This is a genomic window from Bacillus sp. EB106-07-01-XG149 (genome assembly GCF_058791555.1).
The window spans coordinates 384,792-399,271 of the sequence record NZ_JBYTDP010000005.1; the positions used below are offsets into that span (position 1 = coordinate 384,792).

Below are 14,480 nucleotides of genomic sequence, written 5' to 3' on the forward strand. Positions count from 1 at the left end.
ATATCGACGTTTCCACAAGGGATATCGACTTATTGACAAAGTAAGACAAAAGAAATTCTTCATATACCCCGCAACATTTTATATGAAAAGAGAACGACTGGAAGTAAGGAAAAGATACTGATAAACCCACCTACCGAACCCTCTGTTAAACTTTTTGACAAATCCCCCGAACCCCAACAAAACCCCAACCCAAAATCCTTCCACACACTAGAAAAAGTTTTCATATTAAAAAGGACAATCTTTTGCTTTTTCTTATAATGCGAGTACAATGTAAAATAGCAAGAAAAGACGAAAAGTATTTACAGGATTATTGCGTACGTGTAGCGTAAATGGCAGTAAGGAACTGAGAGGAGGTTTTTTCTCTGAATATAAATAAAGAAACAATCATCCACCTTTATCATACAAACGATATACATAGTCATTTTGAAAATTGGCCGCAAATTTCTCGGTTTGTACAAGGGGAGAAAAAGCGAAGACAGGAAGCGGGAGAGACCGTTTTGACGGTTGATATCGGCGATCATGTGGATCGTTTTCATAGTATTTCGGAAGCGACGAATGGACTTGGCAATACGAAGCTTTTGAATGAGGCGTTATATGATTATGTAACAATCGGAAATAATGAAGGAATTACGTTAGCGAAGGAGCATTTGAATCGTCTATATGATGATGCTGGATTTGAGGTGCTCGTTGCGAATTTATTTGAAAAAGAAGGTGTACGTCCGGAGTGGGCAAAGCCTTATAAATTACATACAACGACAGATGGAATTACGATTGCCTTTATCGGACTAACAGTAGCGTACCCAGAGTTTTATCATATGCTCGATTGGCATATTGAAGATCCGCTTATCCATTTAGAGTCTATTTTAGAAGAAGTGCGAGATGAGGCTCATATTACCGTTGTCCTTTCTCATCTTGGAAAAAGCATGGATGAGTATATGGCAGAGCATTATGATATAGATGTTATTTTAGGTGCACATACGCACCATTTATTTGAGCGTGGCGTTCTTATGAATAATACTTTACTTTGTTGTTGTGAAAAGTGGGGACGTTACGTTGGGCACGTTCAGCTCACTGTGGATAAAGAGAAGAAGAAGTTATTGAAAAAGGACGGTAGAGCGATTAAGACAGAACGTTTAGGTGCTTATAGCAAACCGTTATCCACAATTGAAATGCTGCAGGAAGAAAGTAAACATATTATGGCAGAGCCTGTCGTTCATTTAAAGGAATCATTACCGGTCGATTGGTTTCATGAGACATCATTTTCTCACATGTTAGCAAATGCGCTGAAAACGTGGTGCGGTGCAGAAATTGGTATGGTGAACGCTGGTGTGCTTCTTGAAGGATTAGAAGAAGGTGTTGTGACGCGCGGAGATATTCACAGAATTTGTCCACATCCAATTAATCCATGTTTATTAAAAGTGCCAGGAAAAACGTTAAGAGAAGTTATTTTGAAAGCGCGCCGTCCGAATATGGAGAACCTTGAGGTAAAAGGATTTGGATTTCGCGGAAAAGTGATGGGGAAAATGATTTACGCTGGTGTAGAAGTTATTCCAGATACGATTCCTGGGAATAAAATTTTACTGGAAGATGTATTGATTAACGGGGAATCGCTGGAATTAGATCGTATATATACGGTAGGAACGATTGATATGTTTACATTTGGATACTTATACCCAGAGCTATCCACACTTTCTGACAAACAATATTATATGCCGGAACTACTCAGAGATGTGTTAACAGACGTGTTGATAACTCATACATCTTCTGTCAAACTATAGGCTAGTTAACTTGTAACACTCATTTTTCTCTTGTCATACAGATAAGAAAGAGAGGAGTGTGAACTATGGTTAATGTGGAGCCAATTATAATCGATAATTATACGTTTATTGCGGTTAGCGTCAAACTTCCAAAGACAAATTTGCTAGCTGTAATGAGCGATAAAGGATATATTATGTGCGGTGCATTAGATGTAGGTCTTTTAAATGAGAAGTTAGGTGATCGAGGTATTATTGCTGGCCGTGCGGTTGGTGTAAGAACGATTGAACAACTTCTTGAAGCACCGCTAGAATCAGTAACGATTGAAGCCGAAGCATTAGGTATTACGGCAGGCACAATCGGAAAAGAAGCATTATTAAAAATGAGATAAGCATATATCGTCCCTCCTTCTTGCATAGAAATGATATAAGAAGGAGGTTTTTTTATGAGTATATTTCGTTCGAAAAATTCGCGGTTTCGAAGGGGGCCTATTTCCTTTCGGTACATACTGCTTATGTCGTTTATTCTTTTTGTCATATTACTCGTGCAAGGATTATGGATTGTGAATAGTAGCATTCAGCCGACGTTACTTAAATATGGGGAAGTAGAGACGCATAAAATGGCGACAGCGATTATGACGAAGGCGGTAAAAGATAGAATTAATGAAGGATTCGATGTGGATTCATTAATGAAAGTACAAAATGATAAAAACGGGAAAGTATCCACAATTAATTTAAATACGCAGCAAGTAAATGAAATCGTAACATCAACGACCACATACATAGAAAAATATTTACAGCAAGTAGAACAAGGTGATTTGAAGGGGCTAGGTATTTCTGAAAAAAATGGAGCAACGATGGCAGTTCCTTTTGGTCGTGTAACGGATAATGCGCTTCTTGGAAATATAGGTCCCGATATTCCAATCGATTTCACGACGATTGGTCATGTGAATACGGATATTAAACAAAAAATTGAACCGCACGGGATCAATACGACAGCGATTCAAATTGTTATGGAGATGGAAGTAACGTTGCAAGTGATTATTCCATTTCATACGAAAGAAATAACAGTGAAGCAAGACGTTCCGATTGCAACGCGCATTGTTCAAGGGGAAGTGCCTACTTATTATGGAAGCGGGAGTGTTGTTGTACCTGATAAAAAGAAAACGGATAGTTAGCCGAATTAAAAAAATAACCGTAGCATATTGCTACGGTTATCGCTTTGTATTCGCGCGTTCTTTTCGCTCCCAAAGACTTAAATGCATGTATGGATCGAAAGCCCATTCTGTATAACCATTGTCTTTATACATGCCGAAATGTAGGTGGGGCGGGAATTTTCCAGCTGTGCCGGGAGGGCCGTAACCGGTGCTACCAACAAATCCGATTACTTTTCCGGGCTCAACAATTTGTCCAAGCTGTATTTCCTTTGAGAATCCGCCTAAATGAGCGTAATAATGGTAGTTATTATGAAGGTCACGAATGCCGATGCGCCATCCGCCAAGACGGTTCCAGCCTTTTGTTTCAATAATGCCATAGCAAGTGGATCTTACTGGTACGCCGTAGCCTGCAAAAATATCGGTTCCTTCATGAACTCTCCTTCCCCCAAAACTTCTTCCAGCACCGAAAGTACTACGGTAGCTATGATCACTACGAATCGGAAGAGGGAAAGCATTTCCTTCTAAATTAATACGTCCATAATGTTTATAAATACGGGCGTATTCGGTAATTAATTCAACTGTTTTCGCACGTCTATAATATTCCCAAAGCATAATGTGAATACGGTCTTCGGACGGTCCTTGTTTCTTTAAAATCGTTGCTGCTGTATGCAAAAGATCACGGTCGTTATTTGCATTTGCAAATCCATCTTTGTCACCATCTAAACCCATCCCGCCAAATAGAGAAATTGTATGGGGAAGAGTGTCGTTAATATTAACGGGTCCAGCCCATATTTCTGGTTTGAAATAAAGGGAAATGATGGCATCTGGTTTTTTCGGAATATCTTTTCTTACGCTCCGTATATTTCTTTCATATTGATCCATTGCAGCTAAGTAATACCACGGAATGCCTGAAGATTGCTCGGTTTCTTTATATAGTGCCATGCGCTTTTCGTATATGCTTTGCTGATTATCTTCACCGTAAGCGATGTTTTGGTGGAGAAGAAAGCAAATCGAAAGCAAAAGAGAAATTTTTCGAAGCATGAAATAGACTCCTTTCACAACATCACTCTTTTTAGTGTGGGATATACGGAGTATTTCATTATAGGGAACGATTGGAAAAAATCTTAGAATCTTCATTTGAGCAAATCGCTTTCATACGTTAGAATAGATATGTTACATTGAAAGAAGCGAACACGGTAAACTATTTCATATTGTGCGGAGTTGATAACCATGACAAAACAAACAGAATATAAGCGCAAGCCCGAATGGTTGAAAATTAAGTTAAACACGAATGAAAACTATACAGGCTTAAAGAAAATGATGCGTTCTAAGAATCTTCATACAGTTTGTGAAGAAGCGAAATGTCCGAATATTCATGAATGCTGGGCTGTAAGGAAAACAGCAACATTTATGATCTTAGGTGCGGTTTGTACACGTGCTTGTCGTTTTTGTGCGGTTAAAACAGGCTTACCAACTGAGCTTGATTTACAAGAGCCAGAACGCGTAGCAGATTCTGTAGTACAAATGGGCTTAAAGCACGTTGTTATAACAGCGGTTGCACGTGATGATTTAAAAGACGGGGGAGCAGCTGTTTTTGCTGAAACAGTACGCGCTGTTCGTCGCAAAAATCCATTTACGTCAATCGAAGTATTACCATCTGATATGGGTGGAGTAGAAGAAAACTTAAAAATGTTAATGGATGCAAAACCAGATATTTTAAACCATAACATTGAAACAGTACGTCGATTATCTAACCGAGTTCGCGCTAGAGCAAAATATGACCGTTCATTAGAGTTTTTACGTCGAGCAAAAGAAATGCAGCCTGATATTCCAACTAAATCGAGCATTATGGTGGGCTTAGGTGAAACGAGAGAAGATTTAATTGAAGCAATGGATGACTTACGTGCAAACAATGTGGATATTTTAACTCTTGGACAATACCTACAACCATCTAAGAAGCATTTACCAGTTCTTAAATATTATCCACCAGCAGAATTTGCAGAGCTTAAAGAAATTGCGCTTAGCAAAGGATTTAGTCACTGTGAAGCTGGTCCACTTGTGCGTTCTTCTTACCATGCGGACGAGCAAGTACGTTCTGCAAAAGAAAAAGTAGCAGAAGCAAAATAATGAAAAAAGAGAGCTAATCATTAGCTCTCTTTTTGTTTATATTCTAAAACAGTATTTGGGCATGTTAATAAGATTTTCTTTAATTCCTCTGTGGATAATTCAATTGTAAATTCAGGTACACCAGGTGTAATTAAAATTTTATCGTAAGCGTAAATAGCGCTATCCACAATAATCGTTACATGTTGTGAATAACCGAAAGGAGCTACACATCCTGGAGTACAGCCTGTTTCTTCTCTTAGCTCATCAGGAGAACAGAGAGATAAGCTTTCTCCTGTTATTTCTTTCATCTCTCCTCGGTTGAGCCTTGTGCCCTCTAACGTAAAAAATACGTAATAATCTCCAGACTTTGATTTTAAAAATAAGCTTTTACTTGGAGTGCCGTGTAAGCCAAGCCTTTCACGTACGATACGATCTGTTTCATAATCGAGTACTGGTTCGTGTTCAAACTTTTCGTAAGAAGCATTTGTTTTATGTAGTAAAGCAAGTACATCTTCGTACATATGGAGTGATACCCCTTTCTATTGTTAGTACAGTTTCTTCTCGTGGCGTCAACTGAATGTGTTGGAAAGAGATATTACTTGGACGGTGCTTCCCATAATCGTTTTAGGATACATTGTTTATCGAGTGTAATTTCGTAAATATCAGGATTCGTTAAAGCTCTCCATTCAATAAAGCCGATCGTATGATCAAAGTGCTTTAAAATGAGCGTGAGTAAGTTGCCGTGTGTAACAAGTAGTGTTGTAGTATGGTTTAACTTTAAAACGTCTTGGATAAGTGATATAGCTCGATCCGTCGCTTGTTTTGTTGACTCTCCGCCTGAAAAGGCAATATCTATATTTGTAAAAGTAGATTCTAGTTTTTGCAACCAATCATCCATTGGAACGTCGCTTAATATGCGTTCAGCTAATCGTTCGTCTTCTTGGATAGACAAGTTAGCTTGAAGCGCATAGGGCCGAATAGAATCGATAGCTCGCACAAATGGGCTTGAAATAATACGATCTATTTGTGGTTGGTTTTCTAAGAGGAATGTAGCAAGAGTGTTTGCTTGATTTTTTCCTGCAATCGTTAATTCGGCATCACGTTCTTGTCCAGTTGCTGAACAATGTCGTATTACAATTAATTTCTTCATAATTCATCCCCATCTTTCAAGTTGACGCTTATATACTTCGACAAATGTGGAAAAAATTCCTTTTTATTGGAAACGGCATATTGATCTAAATATGTGGAAAAGTAATGTGGATAAATGAACATTTGAGGTGTAATGATGAAAAAAATGATATGTATTATATTCGGTCTTTGTTTTTTTATACACTTGTCCACAACATATGCAGAATCCAATCAAAAATTAAATTATCCAAGCAATCGAAATAAATCGTTTGTGAGTGAGGATGTGTTTTACGAACAGTTAGATAAGAAAATCTATAAAGAATACAACAATTCAGCATATAGTGTTCGAAAAAAGATTTTATTTAAAGAAGTGTCGGATGAAGAATTTTCTTTCAGAAAAAGAGCAGCCGTGGGTTGTCGTAGTAGCGTGGTACTTCAAGATTTTTTTGTTCACCCTGATCGCCAAGTTTATTTTTTCGCTTCCTTTTCTCAAAATGAAGTAGACGAATTTCGTAAGTACATTGTTATAGATGCAGAAACAAAGAGGGAGTTGCAAGCGGGAAAAAGCTATCGTCATTATGATAATCCATATAAAAAATAACCCACCAACTGGTGGGTTATTTTTACGCCGGTACACTCATTAATTTTTCTTTCATTTTACGAATAAGAATGACAGCACCAATTGTGAAGAGAAGGGTAATTCCTTCTGCAACGAAGATGTTAATTGTTTTTGTTTGGTAAAGTGCCGCGAAAAAGTCTACAAATGCGTGGAATAATATAGCGTAAACAAGGAAGATATATTTCTTCTGTTTTACAGCGTATAAGACAAGCATTGTAAAGGCAATTTGTAATACAAGAGCCATAATTCTTTCCAAGCTGCCAAGGAAGTATAAATAAGCAGGTTGTTCTATTAACATATCCTTTACAAGATTTAATTGTGGTAGTTTTTCTGCCATTTGAGCGAAGCTACCATTGTTAATAGCATTAGCGAATATAAGTGTTTGCAATGCAGAGAATCCACCAACTAAAATGGATTCAATCCCGCCATGACCAATTCCATAAGCGAAGCCATCTTTATATTCTAGATATTTTTTTAGTAGGAAGAAGAAGGCAACGAAGCGTCCTAATTCTTCAAAAATACCAGCAGTTAGTCCGCCATAAATTGCAAAGACAAACGGATTTTCTAAAAATGGAGCGATTGCTGGATTACCACGCATAAATAGGTGGAACGGTGTCTCGAGTATTTGAGTAAACCCAATAAAAATAAGAACACCAACACCGACTACTTTCCAATTAATATGATATTTTTTACGAAAATAAACAAACGCAATAATAGGTACCAGAATCGAAAGCACAAGTTGAATTGTGATACTGGCAATTACCGTACTTGAAACCATACTTTCACCGCTTTCTAATATATGTACATATCTATTATGCATGAAATATAGTGGAGATGAAACTTTTAACAAAAAATGAATGTACTTATTGACTCTAACGTTGCGTCATACTTTATCGTATGTATTAAGGGGGAGATACACATGACAATGAAGGTAAAAGAAGTAGCTAATTTAGTTGGAATTAGTGTGCGCACACTGCATCATTACGATGAAATTGGGTTGTTAATCCCAGACGAGACGACAGAGTCTGGATATCGTCTGTATTCCAATGAAAATTTAGAGACATTGCAGCAAATTTTATTTTTTAAAGAACTAGGCTTCCCTTTGAAGAAGATTAAAGAAATTATCATGAGTCCATCATTTGACCGAGAAGAAGCGCTACAGCTTCATAAAAAAATGCTTCTTGAAAAGCGTGCTAGGTTAGATAAAGTGATTGCGACGATTGATAAAACAATTCAGCATACTAAAGGAGAGATTGAAATGACGAATAAAGAGAAATTTGAAGGCTTCGATTTCAGCCATAATCCGTACGAAGAAGAAGCGCGTGAAAGATGGGGAGATACAGCTGTAGATAAAGCGAATGAATATGCGAAGGGTATGTCAAAAGATAATCAAGAAGAGTTTAATACGATTTACAGAAATTTAGCGGCGCTTAGACACGGCGCACCAGATTCTAAAGAGGCACAGGAAGCAATTGGAGTATGGTACGATTACTTGCAAAACTTCGGAGAATATTCATTAGATGCTTTTAAAGGACTCGGTCAAATGTACGTCGCTGATGAGCGCTTTACGAAAAATATTGATAAGTTTGGCGAAGGGTTAGCACAGTTTATGTGTGATGCGATGGAGGTTTATGCGGATCGTAAGAAATAGCCAAAAATAAAGAAGGTGGAGGTTTTCTCCATCTTCTTTATTTTTTAATCATATCATTCAAAGTTTGATCCCCCGTATTGTTTAAATGAGGATTTTTGCTCATTTCTCGCTTTAGCATGTCGAGGCTCTGTGTATATTCTGTATCATTTAATGCGCCAGATTGAAGCCCTTGAATTTGAGAAATCAACTTTTGGTCTGTTGATACATATGCTTTATAATAGCGAGGGACGATGGACAAAGCAGCTTTATATACTTGATCTGCTACGAGTTTTGGATCCGTTGTGTTTGCACGGTATACAACAAATACTTCATCATCGGTAACGAGCGTAGCAGCGTTTGTAACGTCAGGAAGTTTGACTGTCATGCTTGTAATCATTTCAGCGACTTTCTCACGGTTAATGGCTCCTACTTGTTTGTTAGATACTTCATGTTTTTGTTTAGATGAATAACCGACTCTCGTTAATCTTGTATTTTCCGTATGATACATGTCGTTTTTATTGGAAACAAGAACACGACTTCCTTCTTCACGTTCCATTTCGGCTTTATTAGATGATTGACAGCCTGCGAATAAGGAAAGAGTGAGGAGAGAGAGTATAATTTGTTTTTTCACGATGTATCACCTCCTTCTCCATAGCATGCACTAATTTTCAATTTTTTGTATTTGAAATTGTTGGTTGGTATGCTTTGTGATACGATAAAAAGAAGAATGCTTAGAGAGGAAGTTAATGATGGAGCAAAAGCAAGAGCAAGAGCAAGAGCAAGAGCAAGAGATGCATGCTACGGTGAGCATTAATAATGTGCAGTACGAAGTAATTAAAAACTTTCGTGACGGTTTTAGTGAAGAAGCATTTAAAGAGCGTTATGCAGAAATTTTAAATAAATATGATTATATCGTTGGGGACTGGGGTTATGAGCAACTTAGATTGCGCGGTTTCTTTGATGATAGTAATCAACGTTCGACATATGATACGAAAATTAGTACGTTAACGGAATATTTATACGAGTACTGTAACTTCGGTTGTGCACACTTCGTATTACGAAAAGTGAAGAAATAAAAAAATCCTCTTACGATTGTAAGAGGATTTTTTGCATATTTTCGCTTATAAACAAATCGAGATATGATCGCCTTCAGAAAGTATTGCATTTGGTTTCATTTGTTGTCCGTTCAATTGAATATCCCCATTTTTAATTTTATCCACAATGAGTGTACGGCTCCAGTCGGAAATATATGTGGATAAAGCTTTATCCATTCGGTGGGAACCGAAAACGATATCTAATACGATTGTAATTTCAGCTACGCCACTTTCTTTATGATGTGTAATGGAAATGGTAGTAGTTGTTTCTGTTTGATCTTGCGTATTCATGTCGACTGTTTCCACATGATCAGTAAATGATTTATAAATACGAAGTTTTTGGTTCCACGTATGATCTTTCGGACATTTATAAATGGCAAAACGATATATATTTTTTCCGTTGGCGTTATGCCTACGAATATTCGTGTCAGTAAATAGGGTAGTGCGTCTGCAATTTTTACAATACTTTTCAATTGTACCTTGTTCATTTTCATATAAACTCCAAGAAAGTTGTACTTTCTGCATTTTCCTTCACCTCTTATAGTAGTGGTAAAGGAACGTAATACAGCTATTTGGATGTCTTGTAGTATGAAGACATGAGAAATAGACAAAAATAAAAGGAGGTTCCCCAAAGAGGAACCTCCGTAAACATCATACTACAGATGCGTTACGTTCCTTGTAATGGGAATGGGCAGACTACTCCCTTGAAAAAGCACGGTGCTTTTTTGAGAGTAATGCTATCCAATTGCTGGTCCATTACAAAGTAAATGTCGGCATACGTAGATAACGTCCTTTCTATCCAAATAGATTTATTCTTAATTATAACATAAGGTTTGAAAATTCAAAATACTTACAGTGAAAAAACACCAGCTAAAATAGCTGGTGTCTACGATAAATTATATAAGTTCAAATAAAAATGAGCGTAGTTCTTCTGCAATTTCTTCAGTCATAGAAAATGCATGCTCTAAGTAGCCTGGTTCGTTTAAATCGTCAGGACCGATGATTGCAAATCTATTGCGCTGTATATCAAGGACAATTGTTTTACCGTAATGACGATCGGAGTATAAAAGCGCTAAATCATGACGCTCATTTTCTCCCATAAAGCTAACGAAACGAGTTCTTGTAGCGACTGTATCGTCGTACAGAAAGAAACGTTCTTCCATACACATGGCTCCTTTATTAAATATCTAAGTTTAAGTGTGGTTTATGATCTAAATGGTGATGCGTTTTAATGAATCGTACCGTTCTTGTTTTGTAACGCATAACGATAGAATATGTTTCAGCTAAATCTCCGCCAAGGAATTTCACACCGTCTAATAACTCACCAGCAGATACACCAGTTGCTGAGAAGATTGCATCATCCCCAGATACTAAGTCATCTAACATAAGAAGTTGACGAGGATCTTCTAATCCCATTTCACGACAACGAGCTTCTTCTTCTTCGTTCATTGGAACTAAGCGAGCTTGCATTTCACCTTCAAGGCATTTTAATGCTGCTGCAGAAATAACACCTTCTGGAGCTCCGCCAATACCTACGAATAAATCAATACCCGTTCCAGGTAGTGCTGTTGCGATTGACGCACCAACATCACCATCACCAAATAATTTTACGCGTGCACCTTTTGCACGAACACGGTCAATAATATCTTGATGACGTTCACGTTCTTGCACGATAACTGTTAGATCACGAATCTTTTTATTGTTAGCTTCTGCTACAATTTCAATTGTTTTTTCAATTGGATCATCTAAGCTAATTTTACCAGCTGCTTTTGGACCAACCGCGATTTTTTCCATGTACATATCAGGAGCATGAAGAAGGTTTCCTTTATCTGCGATTGCGATAACTGCCATTGCATTTGCAAGACCTTTTGCAACGATGTTTGTACCTTCTAATGGGTCAACGGCGATGTCTACTTCTGGACCGTTACCTGTTCCTAGTTCTTCACCAATATACAACATCGGTGCTTCATCAAGTTCTCCTTCACCGATTACAACTGTACCTGCCATGTTTACTGAATCAAACATATCACGCATTGCTGTAGTTGCTGCATCATCTGCTTCGTTTTTCTTTCCGCGGCCCATCCACTGTGCGGATGCTAATGCTGCTGCTTCTGTTACACGGACAATTTCTAGTGCGAGTTCACGTTCCAAGATTCCATTCCTCCAATTTCAAAAATCATACAAATATAACTATAACAAATAACAGAGAAAAGGTGAATTCGAAAAATTGTCGATTTTTTCAGAAGAAAGCGTTACAATTAAAATGTAAATGCTTTAATTTCCAGGTAGGTGACATTCATGTATTTTGTAGACAGAAAGAAAATAGAACAAATGCTAGTATGTTTAGAACGAGCAACAAGTACATTTCAAGAGAAAAAGATATATGAAACCGAGTTTGAATTTTACGCATTAGAACGTATAGCTCATCTAATTATTGATTGTGTATTAGATGTAGGGAATGCGATGATTGATGGATTTATTATGCGCGATCCAGGAAGTTATGAAGATATTATCGATATTTTGATGGACGAGCGAGTGATAAGTGCAGAAGAAGGACAAGGGATGAAAGAAATTATCCTTCTTCGAAAAATGCTTACGCAAGATTATATTCAAATGAATCATGATGAATTATATAAGACGATTCAAAAATATATTGCAGTGGTAGAGAAATACCCAGCAAATATTCGCAGTTATTTAGAGAAGGAATTAGGACCTGTATCTGCATTTGTACCAGAATAATTATGCTTATAAGATCCCCAAGGTGCCTTTTTGGGGATCTTATATTGTATGTGAGAAAGAAAAGGGAGAAGGGTAAAGTATGGGGGAAGCACGTACGACGAAAGATGAAATTGTACAATTGTTGAAAGTAAAGGGAGAGCACACGGTAGCGGAACTAGCTGACGTTTTAGAGATTACAGAAATGGCGATCCGAAGACATTTAAGTAATCTTGAGAAAGATGGTTTCATTTATTCTAAGATGGTAAGACAACATGTCGGAAGACCAACTTATTTGTATGGATTAAGCGAAAAGGGAGAAGATACATTCCCGAAGGAGTATAAGCAATTTGCTATTGATATGCTAGAAGATTTAGCTCGGATGGGTGATGAAAAAATACTTAGTCACGTTTTAAAAGAGCGAACGAAGCGAATGGAAGAACAGTTGCAAAAGCGAGTGAGTAATCAAAAGAATTTAGCATATAAAGTGCAAGAGATAGCAGCTATGCAAGAGAAAAATGGTTATATGGTTCAAATAAAGAGAGATGGAGAGAACTCTTTCGTAATTGAAAAACAAAACTGTCCGTTAAAAGAAATTGCAGAGAGATTCCCGCAAGTATGCGAAGATGAAAAAGAGATGTATAATCGTTTATTTGCAGGAGCAGATGTAAAGACGTTAGCAAACATGTGTGAGGGCGATTGTAGTTGTTCTTACCAAGTAAAAGAGAAAAAATGAACGTTATGGGGCGCTTTAAGGTAAAGCGTTTTTTTCTTTGGAAAAAGCGGGTAATATAAGAGTGGTATGATAGGTGAGAACGTTAGCATAGAAGGAGAGACATAATGATGTATAAAGGTTACTTAATTGACTTAGACGGTACGATGTATCGCGGAGAAGAACAAATTGAAGAAGCGAGCGACTTCGTAAAAGCATTAGGAGAGCGCGGCATTCCTTATTTATTCGTTACGAATAATTCGACGCGTAAACCAGAACAAGTGGCAGAAAAACTTGTTCGTTTCGATATTCCAGCGGAAGCAGAGCAAGTATTCACAACGAGTATGGCGACAGCGAACTTCATTTATGAACGTAAACAAGACGCAACTGTATATATGATTGGTGAAGAAGGCTTACATGATGCACTTGTGGAAAAAGGATTTGAACTTGTGGATGAAAATCCTGATTTCGTTGTTGTCGGTTTAGATCGTGACATCACATATGAAAAATTAGCAAAAGCATGTCTTGCTGTGCGTAACGGCGCGACGTTTATTTCTACAAATGGAGATATCGCCATTCCGACTGAGCGCGGATTATTACCAGGTAACGGTTCATTAACATCAGTTGTAACAGTATCAACAGGCGTGGATCCAATCTTTATCGGAAAACCAGAATCAATCATTATGGAACAAGCGTTAAAAGTGCTTGGTATAGGAAAAGATGAAGCATTAATGGTTGGGGATAACTACGATACAGACATTTTAGCGGGAGTAAATGCTGGCATGCATACCCTTCTTGTCCACACTGGAGTCACAACTGTGGAGAAGTTAACAGAATATGAAGTACAACCAACGCAAGTTGTGCATAACTTGACGGAGTGGATTGAGAAGATGTAATGAAAAACAGGTAACCGGAAGAGGTTACCTGTTTTTTATGCATAATTGCATATGTGCTATTGTTATATAAAATGTAAAATTCATATGTAATGATATCGAGGGGAGGGAATCAGAGTGTACTGGATGTCATGTATTATGTTTGTTTTTACATTATGTGTTTTATTTTTTGTTCTATGGAAGATATATAAAATAAATGAAATGAAAAAAAGTGCAGGAAAACTTATTGCAACATATCCACGAGTGAAGAGACGTTGGATTGCATTACTTGGGCCAGCATATTTCATTGGACAATGTATGTATATATACGCTCAGTACGTAAGTGGCGATATTGATACAGCTGAACAGTTTCTTATTCAGTCGGGTAGTTATGTTGTAGCAAGTTGTTTTATGACTTTAATAGCTGTTCATCTTATTAAAAGTGTACAAATATATGAAAAAGGTGTAGTAGACGGATTAAACTTTTATTCATACGAAGAATTAAAAGGCTATAAAACATCAACATGGGAAAATCCAAAAGAAAATATATTTTTATATCGCGGGCGAGAAAAAATGAATGACAATGTGAATTTACTTATTAGACAGGAAGATATGAATGAATTAGAAAGTATTCTTCAAAGATATATTCCGAAATTAATGATGAAATAAAAAAACTCCGGTTTTAACAACCGG

19 protein-coding genes are annotated in these 14,480 nt (G+C 37.3%); 11 read left to right on the forward strand and 8 right to left on the reverse strand.

Annotated elements, in window-relative coordinates; all coding sequences use genetic code 11:
* Positions 1-386: 386 nt before the first annotated feature.
* The 3 genes from AC3WTA_RS21675 to yunB all read left to right on the forward strand — a co-directional run bounded on the left by AC3WTA_RS21675 (position 387) and on the right by yunB (position 2,932).
* Complete coding sequence (locus tag AC3WTA_RS21675) at positions 387-1,778, forward strand: bifunctional metallophosphatase/5'-nucleotidase (protein WP_098098448.1); 1,392 nt, start codon at positions 387-389, stop codon at positions 1,776-1,778.
* A 65-nt stretch (positions 1,779-1,843) separates the two neighbouring features.
* A complete protein-coding gene (locus AC3WTA_RS21680; protein WP_000248463.1) occupies positions 1,844-2,146 on the forward strand; it encodes a YunC family protein in 303 nt (100 codons plus the stop codon).
* 54 nt (positions 2,147-2,200) lie between these two features.
* Positions 2,201-2,932: a sporulation protein YunB gene (gene yunB, locus AC3WTA_RS21685; protein ID WP_098632274.1), complete on the forward strand. Its 732-nt coding sequence runs from the start codon at positions 2,201-2,203 to the stop codon at positions 2,930-2,932.
* Between the two features lie 36 nt (positions 2,933-2,968).
* Here yunB and AC3WTA_RS21690 read toward each other — a convergent pair whose 3' ends face one another.
* Positions 2,969-3,952, reverse strand: a complete 984-nt coding sequence (locus AC3WTA_RS21690) for a M23 family metallopeptidase (protein WP_000944679.1) — start codon at positions 3,950-3,952, stop codon at positions 2,969-2,971.
* A gap of 189 nt (positions 3,953-4,141) precedes the next feature.
* Between AC3WTA_RS21690 and lipA the strand changes: the two genes are divergently transcribed.
* A complete protein-coding gene (gene lipA, locus AC3WTA_RS21695; RefSeq protein ID WP_000166376.1) occupies positions 4,142-5,038 on the forward strand; it encodes a lipoyl synthase in 897 nt (298 codons plus the stop codon).
* A 20-nt stretch (positions 5,039-5,058) separates the two neighbouring features.
* On the opposite strand, the gene AC3WTA_RS21700 is transcribed toward lipA, so the two are convergent.
* Both AC3WTA_RS21700 and AC3WTA_RS21705 read right to left on the reverse strand, forming a co-directional pair.
* A complete protein-coding gene (locus AC3WTA_RS21700; protein ID WP_000272726.1) occupies positions 5,059-5,538 on the reverse strand; it encodes a YbaK/EbsC family protein in 480 nt (159 codons plus the stop codon).
* A 74-nt stretch (positions 5,539-5,612) separates the two neighbouring features.
* Complete coding sequence (locus tag AC3WTA_RS21705; RefSeq protein ID WP_000734023.1) at positions 5,613-6,167, reverse strand: histidine phosphatase family protein; 555 nt, start codon at positions 6,165-6,167, stop codon at positions 5,613-5,615.
* Between the two features lie 135 nt (positions 6,168-6,302).
* On the opposite strand from AC3WTA_RS21705, the gene AC3WTA_RS21710 reads away from it, so the two are divergent.
* The gene (locus tag AC3WTA_RS21710; protein ID WP_000738173.1) at positions 6,303-6,746 is read left to right on the forward strand and encodes a hypothetical protein; all 444 of its coding nucleotides are present in this window, start codon (positions 6,303-6,305) and stop codon (positions 6,744-6,746) included.
* A gap of 22 nt (positions 6,747-6,768) precedes the next feature.
* Here the strand turns inward: AC3WTA_RS21710 and AC3WTA_RS21715 are convergent, their stop codons facing one another.
* On the reverse strand, positions 6,769-7,584 hold the full coding sequence (locus AC3WTA_RS21715; protein ID WP_117616472.1) for a YhfC family intramembrane metalloprotease: 816 nt from the start codon (positions 7,582-7,584) through the stop codon (positions 6,769-6,771).
* Between the two features lie 99 nt (positions 7,585-7,683).
* Here AC3WTA_RS21715 and AC3WTA_RS21720 point away from each other — a divergent pair, with 99 nt between their 5' ends.
* Positions 7,684-8,415 carry a MerR family transcriptional regulator gene (locus AC3WTA_RS21720; protein WP_078183306.1) on the forward strand — a complete coding sequence of 244 codons (732 nt, stop codon included), beginning with the start codon at positions 7,684-7,686 and terminating at the stop codon, positions 8,413-8,415.
* Between the two features lie 37 nt (positions 8,416-8,452).
* Here AC3WTA_RS21720 and AC3WTA_RS21725 read toward each other — a convergent pair whose 3' ends face one another.
* Positions 8,453-9,025, reverse strand: coding sequence for a YhcN/YlaJ family sporulation lipoprotein (locus tag AC3WTA_RS21725; protein ID WP_000744034.1), 573 nt, complete (start codon positions 9,023-9,025; stop codon positions 8,453-8,455).
* A 118-nt stretch (positions 9,026-9,143) separates the two neighbouring features.
* Between AC3WTA_RS21725 and AC3WTA_RS21730 the strand changes: the two genes are divergently transcribed.
* Complete coding sequence (locus tag AC3WTA_RS21730) at positions 9,144-9,470, forward strand: YutD family protein (RefSeq protein WP_492333022.1); 327 nt, start codon at positions 9,144-9,146, stop codon at positions 9,468-9,470.
* A 45-nt stretch (positions 9,471-9,515) separates the two neighbouring features.
* Here the strand turns inward: AC3WTA_RS21730 and AC3WTA_RS21735 are convergent, their stop codons facing one another.
* The 3 genes from AC3WTA_RS21735 to glpX form a co-directional block, all read right to left on the reverse strand.
* The gene (locus tag AC3WTA_RS21735) at positions 9,516-10,013 is read right to left on the reverse strand and encodes a hypothetical protein (protein WP_001174563.1); all 498 of its coding nucleotides are present in this window, start codon (positions 10,011-10,013) and stop codon (positions 9,516-9,518) included.
* 371 nt (positions 10,014-10,384) lie between these two features.
* Positions 10,385-10,651 (reverse strand): DUF3055 domain-containing protein, encoded by a 267-nt coding sequence (locus tag AC3WTA_RS21740; RefSeq protein ID WP_000392614.1) that lies wholly within the window; start codon positions 10,649-10,651, stop codon positions 10,385-10,387.
* A 16-nt stretch (positions 10,652-10,667) separates the two neighbouring features.
* The gene (gene glpX / locus AC3WTA_RS21745) at positions 10,668-11,639 is read right to left on the reverse strand and encodes a class II fructose-bisphosphatase (RefSeq protein ID WP_000439090.1); all 972 of its coding nucleotides are present in this window, start codon (positions 11,637-11,639) and stop codon (positions 10,668-10,670) included.
* A gap of 147 nt (positions 11,640-11,786) precedes the next feature.
* Here glpX and AC3WTA_RS21750 point away from each other — a divergent pair, with 147 nt between their 5' ends.
* From AC3WTA_RS21750 to AC3WTA_RS21765, 4 genes are all read left to right on the forward strand, one after another.
* Complete coding sequence (locus AC3WTA_RS21750; protein WP_000274004.1) at positions 11,787-12,227, forward strand: DUF86 domain-containing protein; 441 nt, start codon at positions 11,787-11,789, stop codon at positions 12,225-12,227.
* Positions 12,228-12,306: 79 nt separating this feature from the next.
* Positions 12,307-12,939 (forward strand): helix-turn-helix transcriptional regulator, encoded by a 633-nt coding sequence (locus tag AC3WTA_RS21755; RefSeq protein ID WP_000503339.1) that lies wholly within the window; start codon positions 12,307-12,309, stop codon positions 12,937-12,939.
* Between the two features lie 107 nt (positions 12,940-13,046).
* Positions 13,047-13,811 carry a TIGR01457 family HAD-type hydrolase gene (locus AC3WTA_RS21760; RefSeq protein ID WP_002096233.1) on the forward strand — a complete coding sequence of 255 codons (765 nt, stop codon included), beginning with the start codon at positions 13,047-13,049 and terminating at the stop codon, positions 13,809-13,811.
* Positions 13,812-13,925: 114 nt separating this feature from the next.
* On the forward strand, positions 13,926-14,456 hold the full coding sequence (locus tag AC3WTA_RS21765) for a DUF5673 domain-containing protein (protein ID WP_000289899.1): 531 nt from the start codon (positions 13,926-13,928) through the stop codon (positions 14,454-14,456).
* The last annotated feature ends 24 nt before the right edge of the window (positions 14,457-14,480 follow it).